Annotated in this window: 21 protein-coding genes and 1 pseudogene; 15 read left to right on the top strand and 7 right to left on the bottom strand. The window is 73.8% G+C overall.

Going from position 1 to position 21855, the window contains the following annotated elements; genetic code table 11:
* Positions 1 to 151: 151 nt before the first annotated feature.
* Positions 152 to 1524: pseudogene (locus JS756_RS12250) on the top strand (helicase-related protein); the annotation flags it as partial.
* A 117-nt stretch (positions 1525 to 1641) separates the two neighbouring features.
* Here JS756_RS12250 and JS756_RS12255 read toward each other — a convergent pair.
* Positions 1642 to 2220, bottom strand: coding sequence for a hypothetical protein (locus tag JS756_RS12255; RefSeq protein ID WP_205383073.1), 579 nt, complete (start codon positions 2218 to 2220; stop codon positions 1642 to 1644).
* Between the two features lie 200 nt (positions 2221 to 2420).
* Between JS756_RS12255 and JS756_RS12260 the strand changes: the two genes are divergently transcribed.
* The 8 genes from JS756_RS12260 (at position 2421) to JS756_RS12295 (ending at position 9750) form a co-directional block, all read left to right on the top strand.
* Positions 2421 to 2582 (top strand): hypothetical protein, encoded by a 162-nt coding sequence (locus JS756_RS12260; RefSeq protein WP_205383074.1) that lies wholly within the window; start codon positions 2421 to 2423, stop codon positions 2580 to 2582.
* A gap of 48 nt (positions 2583 to 2630) precedes the next feature.
* Positions 2631 to 3341, top strand: coding sequence for a formylglycine-generating enzyme family protein (locus JS756_RS12265; RefSeq protein ID WP_205383075.1), 711 nt, complete (start codon positions 2631 to 2633; stop codon positions 3339 to 3341).
* An 842-nt stretch (positions 3342 to 4183) separates the two neighbouring features.
* Positions 4184 to 5350, top strand: coding sequence for an ATP-binding protein (locus tag JS756_RS12270; RefSeq protein ID WP_205383076.1), 1167 nt, complete (start codon positions 4184 to 4186; stop codon positions 5348 to 5350).
* Entirely contained in the window at positions 5347 to 5748 is a 402-nt protein-coding gene (locus tag JS756_RS12275; protein WP_205383077.1) for a roadblock/LC7 domain-containing protein, read from the top strand. The genes JS756_RS12270 and JS756_RS12275 overlap by 4 nt, the downstream gene beginning before the upstream one ends.
* On the top strand, positions 5745 to 6122 hold the full coding sequence (locus JS756_RS12280) for a DUF742 domain-containing protein (protein WP_205383078.1): 378 nt from the start codon (positions 5745 to 5747) through the stop codon (positions 6120 to 6122). Before JS756_RS12275 ends, JS756_RS12280 begins: the two co-directional genes overlap by 4 nt.
* 49 nt (positions 6123 to 6171) lie before the next feature.
* On the top strand, positions 6172 to 6747 hold the full coding sequence (locus JS756_RS12285) for a GTP-binding protein (protein ID WP_205383143.1): 576 nt from the start codon (positions 6172 to 6174) through the stop codon (positions 6745 to 6747).
* A gap of 354 nt (positions 6748 to 7101) precedes the next feature.
* Positions 7102 to 8445, top strand: coding sequence for a cytochrome P450 (locus JS756_RS12290; protein ID WP_205383079.1), 1344 nt, complete (start codon positions 7102 to 7104; stop codon positions 8443 to 8445).
* A gap of 123 nt (positions 8446 to 8568) precedes the next feature.
* Positions 8569 to 9750 (top strand): tryptophan dimethylallyltransferase family protein, encoded by a 1182-nt coding sequence (locus JS756_RS12295; protein WP_307790532.1) that lies wholly within the window; start codon positions 8569 to 8571, stop codon positions 9748 to 9750.
* Positions 9751 to 9812: 62 nt separating this feature from the next.
* Here the strand turns inward: JS756_RS12295 and JS756_RS12300 are convergent, their stop codons facing one another.
* The 3 genes from JS756_RS12300 to JS756_RS12310 form a co-directional block, all read right to left on the bottom strand.
* Entirely contained in the window at positions 9813 to 11102 is a 1290-nt protein-coding gene (locus JS756_RS12300; protein WP_205383080.1) for a flavin-containing monooxygenase, read from the bottom strand.
* A 171-nt stretch (positions 11103 to 11273) separates the two neighbouring features.
* The gene (locus JS756_RS12305) at positions 11274 to 11651 is read right to left on the bottom strand and encodes a MazG-like family protein (protein ID WP_205383081.1); all 378 of its coding nucleotides are present in this window, start codon (positions 11649 to 11651) and stop codon (positions 11274 to 11276) included.
* 372 nt (positions 11652 to 12023) lie between these two features.
* The gene (locus JS756_RS12310; protein ID WP_205383082.1) at positions 12024 to 12596 is read right to left on the bottom strand and encodes a DoxX family membrane protein; all 573 of its coding nucleotides are present in this window, start codon (positions 12594 to 12596) and stop codon (positions 12024 to 12026) included.
* 144 nt (positions 12597 to 12740) lie between these two features.
* Here JS756_RS12310 and JS756_RS12315 point away from each other — a divergent pair, with 144 nt between their 5' ends.
* Positions 12741 to 13067: a nuclear transport factor 2-like protein gene (locus tag JS756_RS12315; protein ID WP_205383083.1), complete on the top strand. Its 327-nt coding sequence runs from the start codon at positions 12741 to 12743 to the stop codon at positions 13065 to 13067.
* A gap of 410 nt (positions 13068 to 13477) precedes the next feature.
* Here JS756_RS12315 and JS756_RS12320 read toward each other — a convergent pair whose 3' ends face one another.
* Positions 13478 to 14248 (bottom strand): SDR family oxidoreductase, encoded by a 771-nt coding sequence (locus JS756_RS12320; protein ID WP_205383084.1) that lies wholly within the window; start codon positions 14246 to 14248, stop codon positions 13478 to 13480.
* Between the two features lie 130 nt (positions 14249 to 14378).
* Positions 14379 to 15413, bottom strand: a complete 1035-nt coding sequence (locus JS756_RS12325) for a Gfo/Idh/MocA family protein (protein WP_307790544.1) — start codon at positions 15411 to 15413, stop codon at positions 14379 to 14381.
* A gap of 109 nt (positions 15414 to 15522) precedes the next feature.
* Here JS756_RS12325 and JS756_RS12330 point away from each other — a divergent pair, with 109 nt between their 5' ends.
* The 5 genes from JS756_RS12330 (at position 15523) to JS756_RS12350 (ending at position 20730) form a co-directional block, all read left to right on the top strand.
* The gene (locus JS756_RS12330) at positions 15523 to 16890 is read left to right on the top strand and encodes a multidrug effflux MFS transporter (protein ID WP_205383086.1); all 1368 of its coding nucleotides are present in this window, start codon (positions 15523 to 15525) and stop codon (positions 16888 to 16890) included.
* Positions 16803 to 18056: a serine hydrolase domain-containing protein gene (locus tag JS756_RS12335; RefSeq protein ID WP_438817303.1), complete on the top strand. Its 1254-nt coding sequence runs from the start codon at positions 16803 to 16805 to the stop codon at positions 18054 to 18056. The genes JS756_RS12330 and JS756_RS12335 overlap by 88 nt, the downstream gene beginning before the upstream one ends.
* Before the next feature lie 201 nt (positions 18057 to 18257).
* Complete coding sequence (locus JS756_RS12340; RefSeq protein WP_205383087.1) at positions 18258 to 18623, top strand: hypothetical protein; 366 nt, start codon at positions 18258 to 18260, stop codon at positions 18621 to 18623.
* Positions 18624 to 18669: 46 nt separating this feature from the next.
* Positions 18670 to 19680: a small ribosomal subunit Rsm22 family protein gene (locus JS756_RS12345; RefSeq protein ID WP_205383088.1), complete on the top strand. Its 1011-nt coding sequence runs from the start codon at positions 18670 to 18672 to the stop codon at positions 19678 to 19680.
* Positions 19681 to 19992: 312 nt separating this feature from the next.
* The gene (locus JS756_RS12350) at positions 19993 to 20730 is read left to right on the top strand and encodes a bifunctional DNA primase/polymerase (RefSeq protein WP_205383089.1); all 738 of its coding nucleotides are present in this window, start codon (positions 19993 to 19995) and stop codon (positions 20728 to 20730) included.
* A gap of 21 nt (positions 20731 to 20751) precedes the next feature.
* Here the strand turns inward: JS756_RS12350 and JS756_RS12355 are convergent, their stop codons facing one another.
* A complete protein-coding gene (locus JS756_RS12355; RefSeq protein ID WP_205383090.1) occupies positions 20752 to 21759 on the bottom strand; it encodes an SCO2278 family lipoprotein in 1008 nt (335 codons plus the stop codon).
* Positions 21760 to 21855 lie beyond the last annotated feature (96 nt).

Genomic DNA, 21855 nt, shown 5'->3' on the forward strand with positions numbered 1-21855 from the left:
GGTATACAGCGCAAGGGACAGCGGGCGCCCGTCCGGCGGACGGGCGTTCCCGGCACGGAAGGCGGCCTGTCGTCGCCGTCCGGAGGCGGTGAGCAGGGCAGACAGTGAGAGGGGGCGGGCCGTGTCCGGCCTCCGGCCAGTCGACGCGTTCCCCCGGACGATCGGCTCGGCCGACAACGACGGCAAGACCCCGGTCGGCCAACTCCCCAGGCCCGCAGGCGAGGTGGAGCTCGACTACGTGGGCTCCCCGGACAACGCCGCCAAACGCATCGCGGCCCTGCACCGGGGAGAGAAACGGCTCGTCTTCTGCGACTCGCGGGCCCGGGTCGAACAACTGGGCGCCGCGCTCAGGGCCCGCGAGGTGACCGTCTTCCTGTCCCACGCCTCCCTCTCCGTCGACGAACGCACCCGCTCCGAGCAAGCCTTCGCCGAGGCCCGCGACTGCGTCATCGTCTCCACCTCCACCCTCGAACTCGGCATCGACGTCGGTGACCTGGACCGCGTCATCCAGATCGACTCACCGGCCTCCGTCGCCTCGTTCCTGCAACGCATCGGCCGCACGGGCCGACGCTCCGGCACCGTGCGCAACTGCCTGTTCCTCACGACCCGCAAGGACACACTGCTGCAGGCCGCCGGACTCCTGCTGCTGTGGTCGCGCGGCTGGGTCGAAACCGGTCCTCCCGCCGCCCGAGCCGCGCCACCTCGTCGCCCAGCAACTCCTTGTCGTCACCCTCCAACAGCACAAGCTCGGCGACCAGTTGTGGGACCGGCTGTGGAACCGACTCGCCCCCTTCGACCGGTCCGCCGCCCCCATCCTGCGCCACCTCACCGAGGAGGGCTTCCTCGACAACGACGGCGGTCTGCTGTTCGTGGGGCCCGAGGCGGAACGCCGCTTCGGCAGACGGCACTTCATCGAGCTCACCGCGTCCTTCACGGCGCCGCCCCAGTTCACCGTGCTGTCCGGACGCACGGAGATCGGCCGCACCGACCCCAGCGTGCTCACCGAGGAACGGCCCGGGCCCCGGCGCCTGCTGCTCGGCGTACGCAGCTGGCAGGTCACCTACATCGACTGGCTGCGCAAACGGGTCTTCGTCGAACCCGCGGACGGCGGCGGCATCGCCAAGTGGATGAACGGCGGCATCGCCGGACTGTCCCACGCCCCCACGCGCGCCATGCGCGAGGTGCTGCTCGGTGCGGACCCTCCCGTGTCGCTACCGCGTCAACGCCACTCTCGGGGCAACCCTGTAGTCGGTCACGGACCCTCTGCAGCGCCCCACCGACTGCTGGCTGCGCCTGCGCGAAGACCTCACCCCGGCCGACTGGCGTGCGGCTCGCGAGAGTGTCGGCGAGAATCTGGTCCTCCCCGATGTGGACCACCGGGCCGTACGCGGCCTGAAGTTCTCCGCTGCCCTCCCGGAACGGCTCGCGGCCGCCACGGTCGCGGCACGGCTGGCCGACTTCGAGGGCGCCCGCGTGGTGCTCGGCGAACCGGCGCGCTTCCAGCGCGATGGCCGGAACGGATGAGCGGCCAAGGCTGCTTCACCCACGCACGCTTGCTCGCCACGCCAGCCGCAACCGCCGGAGCCACGGTCGCAACCCCCACCCCGGTCCCCTGCCAGGGCGGCCGTGGGAGCCGCGACCTCAGTTCTCACACCCCTGGATGTCGTCGTCGCACCCGTCCACGTCGTCGGCGGCAACCGTGTCGAGCCGCCACAGGACGAGGCCGTCGGCGTTCTGAGCCGTCGGGGCGATCCCGGCGGTGAAGCGGCCGCCGGCGGGGATGTCGAACCGGTCCGCCTCGCGGTCGCCGCACGTCACCTCCCACTCGCTGTTCGCAGTGCCCCGGGAGAGGGTCAGTGTCACCGTACGGTCGGTGGGTGCCTGGCAGGCGATGCCGAAGGTGTACGGCGCGGTTCCCTTCACCTCGAAGGTCTTGGCCAGGCCCTGCGTCAGGTTCTCCATTCCCTCGTCGACGCGTGAGGCGCCGTCGGGCTCGACTGCGTTGAGAGCGCGCGTGGCGCGCTGCATCGCCTCCTCCTGGTCCTCCTTTCCCTCCCAGGAGGCAGTCGACCCGGGCATGGGGGAAGCCGTAGGGCCCGAGGGGTCGTTGCGCCCGGGGGCGGGCGGCGTTCCCTCGATGTCCCGCTGCTCCGCGCAAGCGCCTGCCAGGGCCGTGACCGAGGCGACGACGGCCAGAGCGAGACCTGGGCGCATACGCATGGGGGGCTCCAGTCTGTCGGGTGGCGCCGCATCTGAGGCTGATCCTCTGGAGTGGACGCCCCGACCAAGGCTCGTGGTGGACCGGGGAGGTGCGTCCGGCTGGGTCGCACATTCACGTACGTGGAGGAGTTCAGGAAGGACGCGGTTGCACTCCGGCATGCCGCGGGCGGCGAGGGGTTCGGGCGGAAGCGAGGGAGTCGGTGGCGCTCGGCGGCGTCACCGCCGCCGTCGTCCCCGATGTGGCGGGCACGGTGACGCTCGTTGTTCGTGACGCGGCTCGTCGAAACGGGGTGACGCTCGGCCCGGTCGGCCCGCTCACCGGCTGCTCGACGGCCGGACCGAAAAGCTCCGCCTGCGCGTGAAGTGCGTCGGTAGGGTGGGGCGTTGTGGATACGGGGGCGGGAAGCGCGATGGTGGCCGTTCCGCCGGGGCGGGTGATGCTGTCGGACCGGCGGACGCGGAGGACCTGGCCGGTCGAGGTCGGGCCGTTCCTGATGTCGGCGCTGCCCGTCACGCAGGCGTGGTACGCCCGGGTCACCGGTGGGCGGCCGAGCGCTTCCCGGGGCGACCGGCTGCCCGTCGAGAGCGTGTCGTGGTGGGACGCGGTCCGGTTCTGCAACGCGTTGTCCCGGCAGGAGGGGCTGACGCCCGTGTATCTCCTCGCCGACGCCGACGCCGACGCCGACGCCGATACCGGCCCCCTCTCCGTGGCCGCCTCCGACGCCGGGACCGTCGTAGGGGACGCCTCCGCGGACGGCTACCGGTTGCCGACCGAGGCCGAGTGGGAGCACGCCTGCCGGGCGGGTACCACGGGGCCGCGGTACGGGCCCCTCGACGAGGTCGCCTGGTACCAGGGCAACACGGAGGGACGCATCCGCCCCGCAGGCGGCAAGGAGCCCAACGCGTGGGGCCTGTACGACATGCTGGGCAACACGTGGGACTGGTGCTGGGACCTCTACGACGCCGAGGTGTACGGCACCTACCGGGTGCTCCGCGGCGGTGGATGGGCCGACGAGCACTGGAGTTGCCGGGCGTCGGTGCGGCGGCGCAGTCACCCGACCCTGCGGATCGACGACGTGGGGTTCCGCGTCGCGCGGTCCGCACCGCCCCCCGGCCCCTGACGGCCGCCTCGGCCCCGTACCCCGGAGCGTGGGGGCGTCCGAACCGGCGGAACGGCCTGAGCGCATCCGCGCCCAAGGGCGCGTCGGGGCGTTGCCCTCCCGGTCACGCAAGAGCCGCCACGGCCGCGGCGGGACCCCGCGGCGCCCGCGGCAACAGCCAAGGCCCCTTGATCGGCCGGGGGCTCCCACGACAATGGCCGTGGCGGCCCCCACACGGGCACCCGGCCGGTAGCCACTATGGCGCCCACGGTGGGAGTCAGGGGCGGCACTCGCGACAACGGCCCGGGAGGGGAGTACCCGGCGGGGGCGGCCGAGTCGGGGCCGCGGTGGGGGCCGGGGCGGCACCCGGAGCGGCCGAGGGCGGCGGTCTGTCGGCGCCCACGGTGGGAGTCAGGGCGGCACCCGCGACAACAACCCGGGGGGTGCCGACGGCGGCGGCCGAGAGGGCACTCGCGGCGGCGCCCCCAGGGACGGTCAGAGGGCTCAGGAAGGCAGTCCGTTGGCACCCGAGGCAGCAGCCGGGGTGCACAGCCAGGGTGGCCCCCGACGACGGCCGCGGCGGCGGTCCGGGCGACCCCGGCGGCGGTCCCGTGCCGCCTCCGCGGCTTTTCCCCCGGCATGTGCCCCCCACGTCGGCGTCGCCATTCACACCTGCCGCGAAACCCCTCTCCGTTCATCTCGAAGTGTGGAAGAGGACGCTCAACTTTTCTTTCCACCAAGCTGGTTGACGGTCGGTCACCTGTTCGTCCAGTGATACGATCACCGGACTTGCGGAGCGGGCGGACGCATGCGTTCCGGCGATCGATTCCTGCCGCTGCCGCCAGTCGTCTGAAGAGAGTCTTATGACGGAATACATACAGAACCCGGTGCTCTGGGCTCTTCTCGTCGTCGTTGTTGCCGCCGTCGCCGTCATCGTCCGCCAGCGCAGGGCGGGGCAGGGCCTGAGGCAGGAGATCGACGGGCTCAGGAGCCACTACTCCGATCTGGAGAACCATTACACGCAGTCCGTCACAGCGGCCCAGGAACAGGCCGAGGAAGCCACCAGGACCGTGCTGAAGTCCGCGATGCGGACGCTCCAGGGTCTGGCCGCCGAGCAGCAGCTCGTCGTGTCGCGGCTGCAGAGCAAGTACGGTGACTCGGCGATCCTCCAGGACCTGCTGGAGATCGACCACACCAACTCGCAGTTCGGGCGCCGGGCCCAGTCCATCGCCGTGCTCTGCGACGGGTGGCTCGGGCGGCACCGCGACGTCGCGTCCGTGTACGACGTGGTGCGCAGTGCTCAGGGACGCATCCGGCACTTCCGGCGGGTGGAGATCCTCTCCCAGGTCGACTTCGGCATCACCAGCCGTGCCGTGGAACCCGTCGCGCTCGCCCTCGCCGAGCTGCTCGACAACGCCACCAGCTATTCGAGCCCGGACACCGTTGTCGAGATCAACATCCGGACCGTTCCCAAGGGCATCTGCATCGTCGTCGACGACGCCGGTGTCGGCATGAACGACGAGGAGCGGGCCCGCGCCGAGAAGCTGCTGTCCAGCGACCGCGTCTCCGGCGTCTCCGGTCTCGGCAACCCGCCGCAGTTCGGCTTCGCGGTGATCGGCGTACTGGCCGAGCGGTTCGGCTTCGAGGCGTCCGTGGACTCCAGCTCTCCGTACGGGGGCGTGCGTGCGGTCGTCCTGCTGCCGCACGAGCTGCTCACCTCCATGCCGGAGCAGAAGTCGCCGGCCGCGGCGCCCACCGCCTCCGTCCCCCATGTGGGCGGGCCCGAACCCGCACTCGGCGGGGCCACCACCTCCGACGGGCTGCCGCGCCGCCGCCGCAAGCGGCCGATGGCCATCGTGCCCGGAAGCGCCTCCTCCACCCGCAGCTCCTCCCGTTCCGGCGCCGAGTCAGCGGCGATCATGGGCGCCTTCCAGCGGGGCACGCAGTCCGGGCGGTCGGCGCGCGGCGATGCCGCGGACCAGACGAGCAGCACACCTGGTGCAAGCAGTGAAGGACATGAGGTCTCGTGAACGACGATCTGTCATGGATGCTCGACAGCGCCCTGGAGATTCCCGGGGCCCTGCACGCGGTCCTGATCTCCGCGGACGGGCTGCTGATGGCCCGGACGAAGGACTTCCACAAGGACAACGCCGACCGGGTCGCCGCCGCGATGAGCGGGGTGCAGTCCCTCAGCCGCTCCCTCGGCTTCTTCTGCGAGGACCCGCGGCAGGCCTGGCGGCAGACCCTGGTGGAGTTCGACGGCGGCTGGGTGTTCCTGATCTCCGCCGGTGACGGCGCCTACCTCGGCGTCTCCGCCAGTCCCGACGTCGACATGCAGGACATCACCTTCCGGATGCAGCAGCTCGTCAGCCAGCTCGGCAAGGCGCTGACCACGCCGCCGCGCGAGAACCTCGGCGCGCACTCATGACCGGGGCGGGGGAATGGGAGGCCGAGGCCGCCGAGTTAGTACGCCCGTACGTCATCACCAAAGGGCGCGGCCTGCCCGACGAGGCGGACCTGTCCCTGATCACACTGGTCACGGCGGCGGCCGAGAACGGGCAGCGGCTGACCCGGCTGTCCCCCGAGGAACAGCGGCTGCTGGACATCTGCTCCGCCGGCTACCTCTCGGTCGCCGAGATCGCGGGGCACACCCGGCTCCCGCTGGGCGTGGTGAAGATCCTCCTCGCCGCACTCACCGAGGGCGGCCACCTCGTCACCCGCCCACCCGTCGCCCGCGCCGTCCTCGCCGACCGGGAGATCCTGGAGGAGGTACTGAATGGTCTCCGCGCCAAATTCGGTTGAGCCGCAGGTCGCCGGCGACCCGCACACCCGGGACGCCGCGCGGGCGCCCCTGGGCGAGCAGGCCTACGTCCGCGCCGGCGCCACCCAGACCGCCGTCAAGATCCTGGTCGTCGGTCACTTCGCGGTCGGCAAGACCACGTTCATCGGCTCGATCTCCGAGATCGAGCCGCTGTCCACCGAAGAGACCATGACCCGGGCCGCCGAGGACATCGACGACCTCAAGGGCGTCCAGGGCAAGACCACCACCACGGTCGCCATGGACTTCGGCCGCCTCACCATCAGCGACCGCGTCGTGCTCTACCTGTTCGGCACGCCCGGGCAGCAGCGGTTCGTGCAGATGTGGGAGGACATGGCCCGCGGCGCGCTCGGCGCCCTGGTGCTGGTCGACCCCGAGCGGCTGTCGGACTCCTTCGCCGTCATCGACCTGATCGAGCACTACGGCCTCGACTACGCCATCGCCGTCAACCACTTCGACGGCGTCCCGCCACGCAACGAGGCGGCGCTGCGCGAGGCGCTGGACCTGCTGGACGACACCCCGGTCGTCACCTGCGACGCCCGCGACGAGCATTCGTCGGCCGACGCGCTGACCACCCTCGTCCGCTACCTGCTGGAACGCGCCCGGTAGGGCGCTTTCCGGCGGATCCGCGCGGGAGGAGGGGCGGCGTCCGGTGCGTGCTCCCGACATGCGGTGCGCAGGGCCGTGCGGCGACGCCGCCCGGCTCCTCCCGCCGTGCGGCGAGCACGCCCGCCGGGCGCCGCGACGCCGCGGAGACGCGGCGGGAGCGTCCCGGTGCCCGGTCCGGCACCGCCCGCGCCCCCGCAAGCACCTCCACCACCCGCGCCCCGGCCGGCGGCCCCGCCCGCGGCCCGAGGGCGCCCCGCACTCCCGGCGGGCCGGACCCCCCGCACTCCCGGCGCACCGGGCACCCCACAGACCCACGGCCCGTCAGGGCTCCTCCCCTGAGAACTGAGAGCAGACATGGACGCTCACACCCCCGCCCCGGTTCCCCCGCCGGGGTGCCCGGCCCACGGCCGGGTGCCGCTGTACGGGCCGGAGTTCGCGGCCGACCCGCAGGCCTACTACGCCTATCTGCGCCGCTACGGCCCCACCGCGCCCGTGGAGCTCGCTCCCGGCGTGGAGGCGACGCTCGTCACCGACTACCAGACCGCGCTGCAGCTCCTGCACGACTCCGGCTCGTTCCGCAAGGACGCCCGCCGCTGGCGCGACTTCAACGAGGGCCGCATCCCCGCGGACAGCCCGGTCGGCCCCCTGCTGGCGTACCGGCCCAACTGCATGTTCGCCGACGGCGCCGAGCACCTGCGGCTGCGCCAGGCGATCACGGACAGCATGGCCCGCGTCGACACGCGCCGGGTCAGCCGCACCACCGCGCAGGTCTCCGACTACCTGATCGAGCAGTTCGGTGGGCGCGGTTCCGCCGACCTGCTCGGCGACTACGCCAAGCAGCTGCCGCTGTTCGTGTTCAACGAACTCTTCGGCTGCCCCGCCGACATCGGCGACCGCGTGCTGTTCGGCATCACCAACATGTTCGACGGCGTCAACGCCGAGCGGGCCATGGAGGTGATGTTCACCGCCATCGGCGAGCTCGTGGCGCTGAAGCGGTCCCGGCCCGGCGAGGACGTCACGTCCTGGCTGATGCAGCATCAGGCACGTCTCACCGACGAGGAGATGCTGCACCAGATGGCGTTGCTGATGATCGCCGGCAACGAGCCGCTGCGGAACCTGATCGGCAACACCCTGCACCGCCTGCTCACCCACGACGCGTACGCCCACAGCGGCGGCCTCATCGACGAGGCGCTCGACGACACGCTGTGGGAGAACCCGCCCATGCAGAACCTCGCCCCGCACTACCCGGCCGCCGACATGGAGTTCGCCGGGCAGAAGGTGCAGGCGGGAGATCTGATGCTGGTCGGCTTCGCCGCCGCCAACACCGGCCCGGCGCTGACCGAGGCCCGGCAGTCCGGCAGCAACCGGGCCCACCTGGCCTGGAGCGCGGGCCCGCACGCCTGCCCGTCCAAGGAGCCCGCCCGGCAGATCACCGTCACCGCCGTGGAGAACCTGCTCAACCGGCTCCCGGACGTCGAGCTCGCCGTCCCCGAGGACAGCCTGACCTGGCGCCCCGGCCCCTTCAACCGCGGCCTGACCACCCTGCCCGCCCGGTTCACGCCGGTGGAGTCCCGCCACCCGGCGCCGCAGGCGACCCGCCCCGAGACGCCCGCGCACCCCGGCCCGGCGCCGGCGGGCGGCCGCAGGGCGGAACGCGGGGGCCTGTGGAGCCAGTTCCTCACCTGGCTCAGCAAGTGATGTCCACCGTCCCGAGGTGATTCACACAACATCCCCCAACTCGGTCTGATCGCATGACACTTCAACCACAGGGGTAGTGAGGAGCGCGGTATTCCGTGTTGCTTACGAGGCAAAGGAGGTGTCGTGGACCAGATATCCACGGACGCCGCTTCCAGGTCCCACCCCACCGCATCGGACCCCCCGATACCCGCCCCTCCCGGCGGGTATCTTCTTGAGCGCCCGGGTACGCTCGGCGCGCTCACCGCCGGACAGCTCCGGCGGCTGTGCGCGGTCGCCGGGCTCGCCCCGGCCGACGGCGACTCCTACGGGCGCACCCTCGTCGACGCGCTGGGCCCGGTGGCCGACCGGCCGCTGGACCTGCCGCCGGTCACCCCGACCTTCCTGTCCGACGACCACACACCCGTGGAGTACTCCCTCTCCTTCACCCCCGGCACGGCTCCCACCCTGCGCGTGCTGCTGGAACCGGGCTGCGGCGCAGGCAGCCTGGCTCGCAGCGGCCGCGCGGGGCTGGCGGCGGTGCGGGAGATGGCCCGGCGCTGGAACTTCTCCACCGCCCCCCTCGACAGGCTCCAGGACCTGTTCCTGCCGTCGTCGGCCGAGGGGCCGCTCGCCCTGTGGTGCGCGCTGGAGCTGCGGCCCGGCGGGGTGCCGAAGGTGAAGGTGTACCTCAACCCGGCGGCCCGCGGGGCGGACCGCGCCGGCGAGACGGTGCGGGAGGCGCTGCGCCGGCTCGGCCACGAACGGGCGTTCGGCGCCCTGCCCGAGGCCGACCGGCACCTGTTCCTCGCCCTGGACCTCGGGGACTGGGAGGAACCCCGGCTCAAGATCTACCTCGCCCATCGGGGCCTGTCCGCCGCTGGTGCGGCCGGGCTGAGCCGGATGGACCCCGGTCCCGGCCCCGCGGAGATCCGTACGTTCTTCGAGCTGGCCACCGGTACCGACGGCGCCCGGCACGACGTGCGCCCGGGGCAGTCGTGCCACGCGTTCACGGAGACCGCGACCGGCCTGCCGAGCGGCTTCACGCTCTACATCCCCGTCCGGGACCACGCCCGCGACGACGCCGAGGCCTGCCGGCGGGCGGTGGCCGTCCTGGAGCGGTACGGCATCGACCCCGCACCCCTGCTGAACGCGCTGCCCGCCGTCACCGACCGGCGGCTGGAGGACGGTGTGGGCCTCGTCGCCTACCTCGGCCTGGCCCACCAGCACGGCCACCCGCCAAGGGTGACCGTGTACGTCTCGGCGGAGGCCTACGCGGTCCGCCCGCCGTCGACCGCGCAGCCCGCGCTGCCCGAGCCCGTGCGCTGACGCCCCGTCATCGCACGGCGAGGCTCCCGGCGGCGTGGCGGCCGCCGGGAGCCTCGCCGGGATCACGCGTCCTGCAGTTCCCTCAGGTAGGCGCCGACGTCGACCTGGACGGAGAAGCCCTCCGTACTGCCGTAGCGCTCCCTGATCGCCCCCAGGTAGGTGTCGATCTCCTTGCGCATGACCTCCGCGGACGGCAGCCCGGCCGTCCCGTCGACGAGCCGGGCCACCCAGCGCGCCTGGGCCTCGACGAGGCGGGTGATGGAGCCGTGCGGGCGGATCAGGCCGAGGAAGTACAGGCCGGGCCGGGCCGGGGCGGCGATACGGCGGTACAGCTCGACCGGACCGCCCTCGGCCACCGGACTGCCGGCGGGCAGGAAGGGGAAGGCCATGCGGAAGCCGGTGCAGTACACCACCGCGTCCGCCTCGACGGAGGTGCCGTCGGTGAAGACGACCCGGCCGCCGTCGAAGGAGTCGATCGCGGGCCTCGGGGTCACCGCTCCGTGCCGTATCCGGCTGAGGATCTCGTCGGAGATGGTCACCGCCGAGGAGAAGAGGGGATGGTCGGGCTCGGGCAGGCCGTAGTCGGACAGCCGGCCACGGGCCACCCGCAGGGCCTGCTCGACGAACTGGCGCTGCTCGGGGAAGGACAGGGCGGTGAACCACGGCGCGTCCGCGATCAGGTCCACGGACATGCCGAAGAGCTGCTTGGGGATGATGTGCAGCCCGCGGCGTACCGACAGCCACGTCCGTGCGGCGTGCCGGGACAGGTCCGCGGCGATGTCCACCGCTGACGCGCCGAGCCCCACGACGACCACGCGCTGACCGGCGAAGTCGCCGCCGTCCTGGTAGTCCATCGAGTGCAGGATCGTTCCGGCGAAGGTGTCGGCCCCCGGGGGCAGCGGATCCGGCATCGCCGCCTCGCTGTGGTGCCCGGACGCGACGACGACGTGCGCGAAGCCGCGCACCCGTTCGGCTCCCGAGGCGTCCCGGCTGACGACCGTCCACGTCCCGTCGGCCTCCTGCCGCACCGAGAGCACCTCGGTGCGCAGTTCCACGCAGGGCAGCAGCCCCGCCCACTCGGCGAACGACCGCAGATACGCGGCCACATCGCTGTGCCGGGGGTAGAGGGGCAACGATTCCGGCATGGGGAAGTCCGCGTATCCGGTCAGCTGCCGGGCGCTGTTGAGATGCAGTGCCCGGTAGGCCGGGCCACGCTCACCGGCCCCCGGCTGTCGCCAGATGCCGCCGACGTCGGGCGCCTTCTCCAGACAGACGACGTCGACGCCCCTCGCCCTGAGCGCGTGTGCGGCCGCCAGTCCCGACAGGCCCGCACCGATCACGCACACGCTCACGCGTCCCCCCAGATTTCGCACACCATTCGATTTCGCACGCGCTTTGACTGCCCATCGCTCCCAACTCTCACACCGGCAACACTCGTTGCTCACTGAGGCGTAGGCCACTTCGAGCGGGGCTGCCGCCCTCACGGTGCCTGGGGCGCCCGCATCCACGTGCCTCGGGCGCCGTCACGGGGCGTCGGGTGCCTCGGGTGCCGCCGGGGGCAGCGAGCGGCGCGCCACCGCCTCCGGACGCCGGGTGAAGACCGCGCGGGCGTCGGGGGTGAGGGTGCGCAGTGCTACTAGGGCCGTGACGGCCACGTCGCACAGCTCGGACTCCACGTCGCTCCAGGTGTGCGTGGTGCCCTTGCGCGGGTTCTGGCCGGTCGCGCCGATCACGGCCTGCGCCACCTCGCCGACCTCCTCCGACAGTTTCAGGATGCGCAGGAGCAGGCCGTCCCGGCCGCCGTGCGGCTGTCCGGCCTCCAGCCAGGCCCACAGGTCGTCGATGGTGTCCCAGAGGGCGGCGGGGCCGTTGGCCGCGGGGGCGCTGTCGTTCTCGCTCATGCCCAGGAGCCTGCCAGGTGTGCCCGCCCTCCGGGCAGCGGGCGCCGGGGGAGCGACGAGTCGTCGGCGCGAGACGGCCGGCCCTCGGGTCCGGGGCCCGGCGCGCCGCCCTGCCCCGGAACGCGCCGTGCCCCTCACTCCCCACCGTGCGGCCGCGCCGCCTCACTCCCGGTCGCGGGGCGACCGACCCTCCGGGCCCTCCGCCGGAAGTGCCGCGGTACGACGTCCTGCGACGGCGGCGCCGTCGCGGCCCTTCGCTCGGTTCCCCGCGTCCCTTCGGGGCGCTGTCTCACCGCAGGGGACTTCGTCCGACCCGCTCCGGGCTCCGGCGCCTGGGGCCCGAACGTCCCGGTCCCGCCGGCGGCGACCGCCTCAGTTCGCCCGGACGGGTCGGGCGAACTCCTCCTCGAACAGCGCCTCCTGCTCCCCCTGCTCCCGCCGCCGCAGCCGCCGGATGCGCGTTCCCACGATCACGGCGGTCGCCAGACCGGTCGCGCCGAAGGCGAAGGGGGCCATCCAGCCCCGGTCGGCCGTGTGGCCCAGGGCGTGGTCCAGGGAGAGCCGGCCGGGACCGGTGACGGCGAGGCCCGCGGCGGTCAGGCCCAGGGAGGCGGCGTACTCGTACCCGCCCTCCTGGTTGAAGAAGCCGTTCGGGGTGTGCACCGAGGCCGCGCCCGCCATCGCGCCGGCCGCCGCGGCGCCGGCCGCCGGGGTGGCCAGGCCCAGTGCCAGCAGCGCGCCGCCGCCCGCCTCCGCCAGGCCGGCCGCCGTCGCGCTGACCTTGCCCGGGCTGTAGCCCACGGACTCCATGAACCGCCCGGTGCCCTCGATGCCGTGCCCGCCGAACCAGCCGAACAGCTTCTGCGCGCCGTGCGCGGCCAGTACCCCGCCGGTGCCCAGTCGGAGCAGCAGCAGGCCCAGGTCGCGTCGGTGGAAGAAGGTCATGGTTCCCAGTCCTCTCGCGGATCCCCCTCCGTGCGTCCACCGTCGCACCTGCGGCGTCCGGCCACCCCGCCCGGGGGACCGTTCGGGTGGCGGGGCCGCGGGGCCCGGTGGCAGGGCCGCCGCACCGGTGCGAGGGTGACCGGCATGGCGATTTTGACCTCCAGACTCAGCGACCCGGCCGTCCGCGCGTTCGTCGGTGCCGTCAACGCCCGCGACCGCGAGGGCTTCCTGGCGCTGCTCACCCCCGACGCGACCATGTCCGACGACGGTTCGGACCGCGACCTCACCGACTGGATCGACCGGGAGATCTTCTCCACCCACGGTCATCTGGAGGTCGACAACGAGTCCGACGGGGGCCGTGCTCTGACGGCCCGCTACAGCAACGACACCTGGGGGGAGATGCGCACCCGCTGGCGCTTCACCGTGGCGGACGACGGCAGGATCTCCCGCTTCGAGACGGGGCAGGCCTGAGCGCTCCGCCAAGAGTGCCGCGGTGTGACGTCGCCGACCGCGGCCCCGTCGCGGCGGGTCGCGCGGTTCCCACGCCCTCTCGGGGTGCCGCGATCCGCGGTGGACATCGCCCGACCCGCTCAGGATGTCGTGCGGAGGCCCTGCCGCGGGTGGGCCCTTCCGTCGCGCGTCCCGGGACCGGGGCCGGATGTGCGGCAGCCGTCCCGCGCCCCGGTGTACACCCCGCGGTCCCGCGCGGGGTCCACCCCCAGCCGGTGCAGCTGCGGGACGGCTGCCGCTTCCCCCCTCGGTATGGCTCACGGAGGGCCAGTGCTTCAACTGTGAAGCTCTGATGGAGAAGAGTTGAGCATAAGTCCCCTATCGGCTGCAATAGGGCGGATGTTCAAATTCCGCTTGTGTGGATCGAGGGCTCAGCCCCGCCCCACGTAGGGCATCGTCGTCGCCAGTACGGTGGCGAACTGGACGTTCGCCTCCAGCGGCAGCTCCGCCATGTGCCGCACCGTGCGCGCCACGTCGGCCACGTCCATCACGGGCTCGGGCACGACCTCGCCGTTGGCCTGGAGGATCCCCTCCCGCATACGGGCCGTCATGTCGGTCGCCGCGTTGCCGATGTCGATCTGGCCGACGGCGATCCGGTGCGGCCGCCCGTCCAGGGACAGTGACTTGGTCAGCCCGGTCAGCGCGTGCTTGGTGGCCGTGTAGGCGGTGGAGTGCGGGCGGGGCGTGTGGGCCGAGACGGAGCCGTTGTTGATGATCCGGCCGCCCCGCGGGTCCTGCTCCTTCATCCGGCGGTAGGCGGCCCGGGCACACAGGAACGCCCCGTTGAGGTTGGTGTCCACCACCTGCCGCCAGGCGTCGTAGGACAGCTCCTCCACCGGCACCCCGCCCGGCCCGCTCGTCCCCGCGTTGTTGAACAGCAGGTCCACCCGGCCGAAGCGTTCGACGGTGGCGGCGAAGAGCGCCGTCACGTCCTCGGGGCGGGTGACGTCGGTGCGCACGGCGAGGGAGGGGGTGCCCGGCGCCAGCGCGGCCGTCTCCTCCAGGGCCTGCGCGCGGCGCCCGGCCAGGGCCACCGACCAGCCGGCGCCCAGCAGTTCCACGGCGACCGCGCGGCCGATCCCGGACCCGGCGCCCGTCACCACGGCGATCTTGGACTGTTCGATGGTTCGCTCGGCGTTCATGGTGGGGCAGCGTAGGTGAGGGGCCACGGGGTGGGACCAGTTGTTCCGCCATGCGGCTGCCGTTCGGGTGCCGGCCGCCCCGGCGCCGCGCCCCTGCGCCCGTCCGCCCCGCCCGGACGGCGGCCCGGGCTCAGGCCGGCACGAGGCCCGGGGCGGGGTCCTCCTCGGGGGCGTCGCCCGGGTAGCGCACGCCGATGCGGTCCCGGATCGCGTCGAGCGTGCGCATCACCGCGAGCGTGCCGTCCAGCGGGACGAGCGGCGACTCGGTCTCACCGGCCCGCAGCGCGCGCATGACCTCCCTCGCCTCGTGCCGGAACGTCGTGCGGGGGCCGTCCGCCGGGTCGGCCGCGAACTCCTCGGGATCGCGGCCGTCGCGGTGCAGGACGAAGCGGTCGGGGTGGAAGAAGCCGCCCGGGACGTCGATCCGGCCCCGCGCACCGGTGACGGAGGCGGTGGCCCCGGTACCGCAGACGACGGAGCAGTGCACCGAGGCGAGCGCGCCGTGGTCCCAGGCGAGCAGTGCCCCCGTCTGCAGGTCGACGCCCTCGGCGGACAGCACGGCGTGGGCTTCGACCTGCGAGGGCTCGCCGAGCAGCAGCTGCGCGAAGGAGACCGGGTAGACGCCGAGGTCGAGCAGGGCGCCCCCGCCCTGCAGCGGGTCGCGCAGGCGGTGGGCGGGCGGGAACGGCCCGGCCAGGCCGAAGTCGGCCTGTACCGTGCGCACCTCGCCGATCGCGCCGTCCTCGACCAGCCGCCTCAGCCGCCGCACGAGCGGATTGCAGTACATCCACATCGCCTCCATCAGGAAGCGCCCCCGCCCGCGGGCCAGTGCGACCAGTTCCTCGGCCTCGCGCAGGTTCAGGGTGAACGGCTTCTCGCACAGCACGTTCCGCCCGGCCTCCAGGCACAGACCGGCGGCGGCCCGGTGCGCCGAGTGCGGGGTGGCGACGTACACCACGTCGACGTCCTCGTCGGCGGCGAGTGCGGCCCGGTCGCCGTAGGCCCGCGGGATCCTGAAGCGCTCCGCGAACGCCGCGGCCGACGCCGGGGTGCGCGACGCGACCGCCACCACCTCCGCTTCCGGCAGACCGACGAGATCCGCCGTGAAGGCCGCCGCGATGCCGCCCGTCGCCAGGATCCCCCACCGCACGCCGCCCGCCGCGATACCGCCCCGCCTCACTGTTGCACCTTCAAGCAACTCGTACGCACCTGAGAGCATAGGGGCCGCATCTGTCGCAGCGGGAGCCGGACGGCCGGACGGAAGGGAGGGGCGCATGCCCGAGGGAGGGGCACCGATACCCGAGGCGGGACGGGCGGCGGCCGTGCCGGGCACGGGGCCGCAGGCACCGGGCGGCGACGTCGCGTCGGTGACCGCCGCCGCGCAGCGCCGCACCGGCCTGCTCGTCACACTGGTCCTCGGCGGACTGGCCGCCACGCCGCCACTGGCGATGGACATGTACCTGCCCTCCTTGCCGGAGGTCACCCGATCCCTGCACGCCCCCGCCGCCACCGTCCAGCTCACCCTCACCGCCTGCCTGGCCGGCATGGCGCTCGGGCAGCTGGTCGTCGGCCCGATGAGCGACCGGTGGGGCCGCCGCCGCCCGCTGCTCGCCGGCCTCGCCGTCTACGTCGTCGCCACCGCGCTGTGCGCGATCGCGCCGACGGTCGGGATCCTGGTCGCCCTCCGCCTCGCGCAGGGACTCGCGGGTGCCGCCGGGATCGTGATCGCGCGGGCCGTCGTCCGGGACCTCTACGACGGCGTGGCCATGGCCCGGTTCTTCTCCACCCTCATGCTGATCTCGGGCGCCGCCCCGATCGTCGCGCCGCTGGTCGGCGGGCAGATCCTGCGGGTGACCGACTGGCGGGGGGTGTTCGTCGTCCTCACCGCCGTCGGGGTGATGCTCGGCGCGCTCGTGTGGTTCCGGCTGCCGGAGACCCTGCCGCCCGATGCGCGCCACTCCGGCGGCGTCGGCGAGGCGCTGCACTCCATGCGCCGGCTCCTGGCCGACCTCCCCTTCACCGGGTACATGCTGGCCGGTGGCTTCGCCTTCGCCGCGCTCTTCGCCTACATCTCCGCCTCGCCCTTCGTCGTCCAGGAGATCTACGGCGCCTCCCCGCAGACCTTCAGCCTGCTGTTCGGCCTGAACTCCGTCGGGCTGGTCGCCGTCGGCCAGATCAACGGAAAGGTGCTCGTCGGCCGGGTCCCCCTGGACCGGGTCCTCGGCACCGGCCTCGCCGTCGTCGTCCTCGCTGCGACGGCCCTGCTGCTGATGGCGGCCGGCGTCTTCGGCGAGGTGGGACTCGCGCCGGTGGCCGCGGCCCTGTTCGTGCTGATGTCCGCGATGGGCGTCACCCTGCCCAACACCCAGTCCCTCGCCCTGCTGCGCACCCGGCACTCCGCCGGCTCCGCCTCCGCCCTGCTCGGCACGTCCTCCTTCCTCGTCGGAGCGATCGCTTCCCCGCTCGTCGGCATCGCCGGGGAGCACACCGCCGTTCCCATGGCCGTCGTCCAGCTGGTGGCCGGACTGGTGGCGCTGGCCTGCTTCGTGGCAATGTGCCGTCCCTGGAGGACGCGAGCGGACGCGGAGGACGGGACCACGCCCCGTCCCGGCGCGGCCGGGAACCTGGGGGAAGAGAGCTGAGCGCGCCGAGACTGCGCAGGGACACACCCGAGCGGGCCGGACTCGACCCCGGGCAACTGCACCGCATGGTGCGCGAGGTCCGCGGCCTCGTCACCGGGAGACGGCCCTGGGCGGCCGGCGCCGTCGTCGTCGCCGGGCGCGGCCCCGTCGTGGCGGTGGAGGCGGCGGTGGGAGACGCCGTCCGGTACGCCGCCTACGACCCCGGCAGCGATGCGGGCGTCGAACTCGACGCGTCCGACCGGGTCCCGACGACCGTGGACACGCCCTTCGACCTGGCCTCCCTGACCAAGCTGTTCACCTCGGTCGCCGCCGTGCAGCAGATCGAGCGCGGCACCCTCGGCATCGACGCCCGGGTCGGCGCGTACCTCCCCGACTTCCGCGGGGCCGCCGAGCACGGTGTCACGGTACGGCAGCTGCTCACCCACACCTCCGGACTCGCCCCCGAGGTGCCGCTGTACGACTGCGCCGACGACGCGGAGCGCCTGGCGCTGCTGCGGGCCCAGGAACCGGTCGGCCCGCCCGGCGGCCACCTCTACTCCGACGTGAACATGCTGCTCCTCCAGCACCTCCTGGAACGCCTCACCGGCCGCACCCTGGACGTCCTCGTCCACGAGGGGATCACGCGCCCTCTCGGCATGGCCGACACCCGCTTCGGCCCCTGCCCCGGCGCGGCGGCCACCGAGGACCAGCGCCGACCGTGGGCCAAGGCCGACCGGGGCATGCTGCGGGGCGAGGTCCACGACGAGAACGCCTGGGCGCTGGGCGGCGTCGCCGGGCACGCGGGCCTGTTCTCCACCGGCCGCGACCTGGCGGTCTTCTGCCGCGCCCTGCTGGCGGGCGGCGCCTACGGACCGGCCCGCATCCTCGGCCCGGACTTCGTCGAACTGCTGCTGGCGCGGCCGGGGCTGGGGTTCGCCGTGGACCAGGAGTGGTTCATGGGGGAACTCGCGGGGCGCGGTGCGGCGGGCCACACCGGTTTCACCGGGACCTCGCTGGTCCTGGACCCGGCGACGGACACCTTCCTGGTGCTGCTGGCCAACACGGTCCACCCGCGCCGCCGCGCCCCGGACAGCCGGCCGCGCGCGGCGGCGGCGACCCGGCTGGCGCGGGCCGTGCGCGCGGCCCCCGGGGCGGCGGGACCGGCCGGGGCGGCCGGATCGGCGTGATCGGCAAGGCGACGCGACACGGCGGCACGGCGACGCGCCACGGTGCGCGGTCGTTCGGCGCAGGCCCGCGCGGTGCCCGGCGGTCCGGCGGGCCGGACCGCGCCGCGGCTCCGCCCCTTCGGCGGCCCGGAGCCGCGCACTATCCTGGGACCGGCCCCGCCACGTGGACGGGGCGCCGGTACGCGCGGCCAGGGGGAGCTGATGGACTGGATATGGATCGTTCTCATCGTGTTCTGGACGGGGGGATTCGCCTGGGTCGCGGACAACGTCCGCACCGCGCTGCGCAACCGCCACGAACGCCGCCTGCAGATGATGGAGGCCGCCCGGCAGGAGCGCCTGGCCGTCGAGGCCGCGCACCGCACGCCCGAGCCCGTCTGCGGCTGCACCCACCACCTCGCCAAGCACGACAAGCAGGGCCGGTGCCACGAGCGGGTGGAGGTGCCGACGGCGTGGGACGAGAACAAGAAGCCGGTGCGCTACGAGGCCGGGCAGTGCAACTGCCAGCAGTACGTCGGACCGCAGCCGTTGTCCCAGGTGTACGCCGAGGAACTCACCGACCGGGCCTGACCGTGCCCGTCACGGCCACCCGGCGGCCCGGTGAGACAATCACCGGGTGAACGCCCCCGCCTCCCCGCACGCCTCCTCGGTCTCCCCGGCCGGCGCCCTGCGCGGCGCCCTCGCCGACCTGCTCGACGGCCTCCCGCCCCGGCAGGCCGCGCAGGCCGTGGAGCGGCTGATCGGCCACTACCGCGGGGCCACCCCGACCGACGCGCCGATCCTGCGCGACCGGGCCGACGTGGCCGCCTACGCCGCCTACCGGATGCCGGCGACCTTCGAGGCGGTCCGCTCGGCGCTGGAGGCGTTCGCGGACGCGGTGCCCGGCTGGGTGCCCGCGGGGCACGTGGACGTCGGCGGCGGGACGGGGGCGGCGACGTGGGCCGTCACCGCCGTCTGGGACGGGTCGCGGCCGGTCACGGTGCTCGACTGGGCCGAGCCGGCGCTCGCCCTCGGCCGGGAGATCGCCGCCGCGAACCCGGCCCTCTGCGACGCCCGCTGGGAGCGCGCCCGGATCGGGGCGGCGCTCACCCTCGACCGTACCGACCTCGTCACCGTCTCCTACGTCCTCAACGAACTCACCGCAGCCGATCGCGCCGCCCTCGTCGACGCCGCCGCCTCGGCCGCGCAGGCGGTCGTCATCGTCGAACCGGGCACTCCCGACGGGTACGCCCGGGTCATCGAGGCCCGCGAGCGGCTGGCCGCCGCCGGGTTCCGCATCGCCGCGCCCTGCCCGCACAGCGACGCCTGCCCGATCGTGCCGGGCACCGACTGGTGCCACTTCTCGGCCCGGGTCAGCCGTTCCTCCCTGCACCGCCAGGTCAAGGGCGGCTCGCTCGCCTACGAGGACGAGAAGTTCGCCTACGTCGCCGCCGGCCGTGTCCCCGTCGCCCCGGCCCCGGCCCGCGTCGTCCGCCGGCCGCAGATCCGCAAGGGCCAGGTCCTGCTCGACCTGTGCCTCGAAGGCGGCCGCCTGGACCGCGCGACGGTCACCAAGCGGCACGGCGAGCAGTACCGGGCGGCCCGGGACACCGAGTGGGGCGACCCCTGGCCCCCGCACGCCGGCTGATCCGCCAGGCCGCCCGCGCACCGGGCCGTTGCCGAACGGGCGCCCCGGAACCCCGCCGGTGGGCACCCGGAACCCCGCCGGTCGACACCGGGTGCCGCGCCCGGTCGCCCACCCGAAGGCCCCGCCCCGCCGGACCCGTCGCCGCGCCGACGCCGCCGCCCCGCCGTCTCCGGTGACGTCCCTGACGGGCTTGATCCGGAATCATGCGCTCCTCGTACCGCCTGCCCGGATTGGGTGGTCCGGCCCCCCGATGGGCGGGAAGGTGGGACCATAGGGCATGCTGTTCTGCACGACAGCGAGGCGAGGGGATAGATGAGCGCGGAGTTCGGTGGCCGTACCGGCCTGCGGGGCAGGCTCACCCAGTGGCTGCGCGGAGGCGATGCGAAGCAGACCGCCGACGACGGCGGCCGCGAGGCCCTGCTGCTCGCCGCCGCCAGGGCCGGACTGCCTCTCGCCCCCGCCGCGCACCCTGCGCCCGGCTACCGCTGCTCCTGCGACCGCGTCGGCTGCCCCACCCCGGCCCGGCACCCGGTGTCGTTCGCGTGGCAGACGCAGTCCACCACCGACCGCGCCCAGATCGAGCGCTGGGCCCGCCACCAGCCGCAGGCCAACTTCATCACCGCGACCGGCATGGTCCACGACGTCCTCGACGTCCCGCTGGAGGCCGGCCTGGAGGCCCTGGCCCGCCTGCTGGACGCGGGGATCGAGGTCGGGCCGGTCGCCGAGAGCGACGACGGCCGCCTGCTGTTCTTCACCCTCACCCGAGGCACCCCCGAGGACGAGGACGAGTGGTGGCCGTGCGAGCTGGACTGCCACCCGGAGACCATGGACGAGCACCCCGGCCTGCGCTGGCACTGCCGTGGCTCCTACGTGCTCGTACCGCCCGCGCGGCTGCCCGGCGAGGACGGGCGGACCGTGCACTGGGTGCGCGGCCCCGAGCAGCCGCTGCCCGACCCGCTGAGCCTGCTGGAGGTCCTCACCGACGCCTGTGCCCGGTATGTCGGCGAGGACCCGCACCACGCGGGCACGGCCTGGCCCCTGCGCCACTGAGCACGGAGCGCGGCGCCCCGCTCAGCCGCCCTGGGCGGCCGTCATACCCTGGACCCGGCCCAGCACGACCACCGTGCCTCCGGCGCCGCCGGAGCCCTTCGTGGGATCCAGGGCCACCTCGCCGGAGACGAACTCCATCGTGAAGGACTGCTTGATCTCGCCCTTCGTCAGGGCGAGCACGTCCTGGTTCGGCGTCGGCACGGTGGCGCCCGCGGCCGCGGTCTGCTTGCGGTAGTGGTGGGTGGTGAAGAACACCAGCGCCCCGCCGTCCGCGGTGCGCAGCGCGAGCGGCGCGTGGTCGCCGTCGGTCAGCGGCTCGTCGATGTACTGGGTGGCCAGGCCCGGCTTGCTGGCGTTCTTCTCGCGCTGCGCGCGCCAGGCGCTGGTGTGGGCGCCGTCCGCGAAGGGACCCTTGCCGCTCTGCAGGTAGTCGACGTAGGCGGTGCTCAACTCCTCCGGGCGGACCGCCAGTTCCGGTGAGTCGGCGGGCACGGCCTCGGCGAACCCGTCGGAGTCCCGGGCGAACTGCGGCACGGCGCCCCGGGGGACCGGCGCCAGATACGACACCTGCCAGGGATCGTCCAGGTCATGACGGAGGAAGACCAGCAGCCAGCGTGCCGAGGAGCTCTTGCTGGACCGGGCGTCGGCGACGAACCAGCGCGGCCAGCCCGCCTTCTTGGGGATGGTGAACTTCGCGTCGGTCAGCTTCAGCGGCGTGTGCCGCGGGTTGCCGTCGGGGTGGTTGGCGTGCCCCGCCGTCAGCCGGGCCGTGTCGATGTCGGCCAGGGACCCGGTGGTGTAGTCGGCGTCCAGGGAGCCGTCGTAGGCCCGGTCGGCCCGGTTGTACGCGGTCGTGAACTGCTCCAGCGCCTTCGCCGCCTCGCCGGGTGTGGTGGCCGGGAGCACCGCGCGCTCCCCGTGCACCACCACGCATCCGCCGGTCGTCAGCGACAAAGCGGTCAGTGCCGCTGCTATGAGTGCGTTCCGCTGACGCCTGCGAAGGCGTCGACCGCTGCGTTGCGTGGTCATCGGGCTCCTTCACTTCCCCTTCCCGGAGGCGAAACCCTACCGGGACGGGGCGACGCGCGGGCGCCGGGTGCCCTTCTCGGGACCCGGCGGGCGCCG

Origin of the sequence: Streptomyces actuosus, assembly GCF_016921115.1 — a bacterium.
In the GTDB taxonomy this organism is placed as follows: Bacteria; Actinomycetota; Actinomycetes; order Streptomycetales; family Streptomycetaceae; genus Streptomyces; species Streptomyces actuosus_A.

What these genes read in the sequence shown, in the direction of transcription:
- JS756_RS12305 (WP_205383081.1), bottom strand. Translation starts at nt 11,651, where the DNA reads ATGAGCGAGAACGACAGCGCCCCCGCGGCCAACGGCCCCGCCGCCCTC.
- JS756_RS12265 (WP_205383075.1), top strand. Translation starts at nt 2,631, where the DNA reads ATGGTGGCCGTTCCGCCGGGGCGGGTGATGCTGTCGGACCGGCGGACG.
- JS756_RS12330 (WP_205383086.1), top strand. Translation starts at nt 15,523, where the DNA reads ATGCCCGAGGGAGGGGCACCGATACCCGAGGCGGGACGGGCGGCGGCC.
- JS756_RS12320 (WP_205383084.1), bottom strand. Translation starts at nt 14,248, where the DNA reads ATGAACGCCGAGCGAACCATCGAACAGTCCAAGATCGCCGTGGTGACG.
- JS756_RS12280 (WP_205383078.1), top strand. Translation starts at nt 5,745, where the DNA reads ATGACCGGGGCGGGGGAATGGGAGGCCGAGGCCGCCGAGTTAGTACGC.
- JS756_RS12350 (WP_205383089.1), top strand. Translation starts at nt 19,993, where the DNA reads ATGAGCGCGGAGTTCGGTGGCCGTACCGGCCTGCGGGGCAGGCTCACC.
- JS756_RS12310 (WP_205383082.1), bottom strand. Translation starts at nt 12,596, where the DNA reads ATGACCTTCTTCCACCGACGCGACCTGGGCCTGCTGCTGCTCCGACTG.
- JS756_RS12355 (WP_205383090.1), bottom strand. Translation starts at nt 21,759, where the DNA reads ATGACCACGCAACGCAGCGGTCGACGCCTTCGCAGGCGTCAGCGGAAC.
- JS756_RS12290 (WP_205383079.1), top strand. Translation starts at nt 7,102, where the DNA reads ATGGACGCTCACACCCCCGCCCCGGTTCCCCCGCCGGGGTGCCCGGCC.
- JS756_RS12340 (WP_205383087.1), top strand. Translation starts at nt 18,258, where the DNA reads ATGGACTGGATATGGATCGTTCTCATCGTGTTCTGGACGGGGGGATTC.
- JS756_RS12255 (WP_205383073.1), bottom strand. Translation starts at nt 2,220, where the DNA reads ATGCGTATGCGCCCAGGTCTCGCTCTGGCCGTCGTCGCCTCGGTCACG.
- JS756_RS12270 (WP_205383076.1), top strand. Translation starts at nt 4,184, where the DNA reads ATGACGGAATACATACAGAACCCGGTGCTCTGGGCTCTTCTCGTCGTC.
- JS756_RS12315 (WP_205383083.1), top strand. Translation starts at nt 12,741, where the DNA reads ATGGCGATTTTGACCTCCAGACTCAGCGACCCGGCCGTCCGCGCGTTC.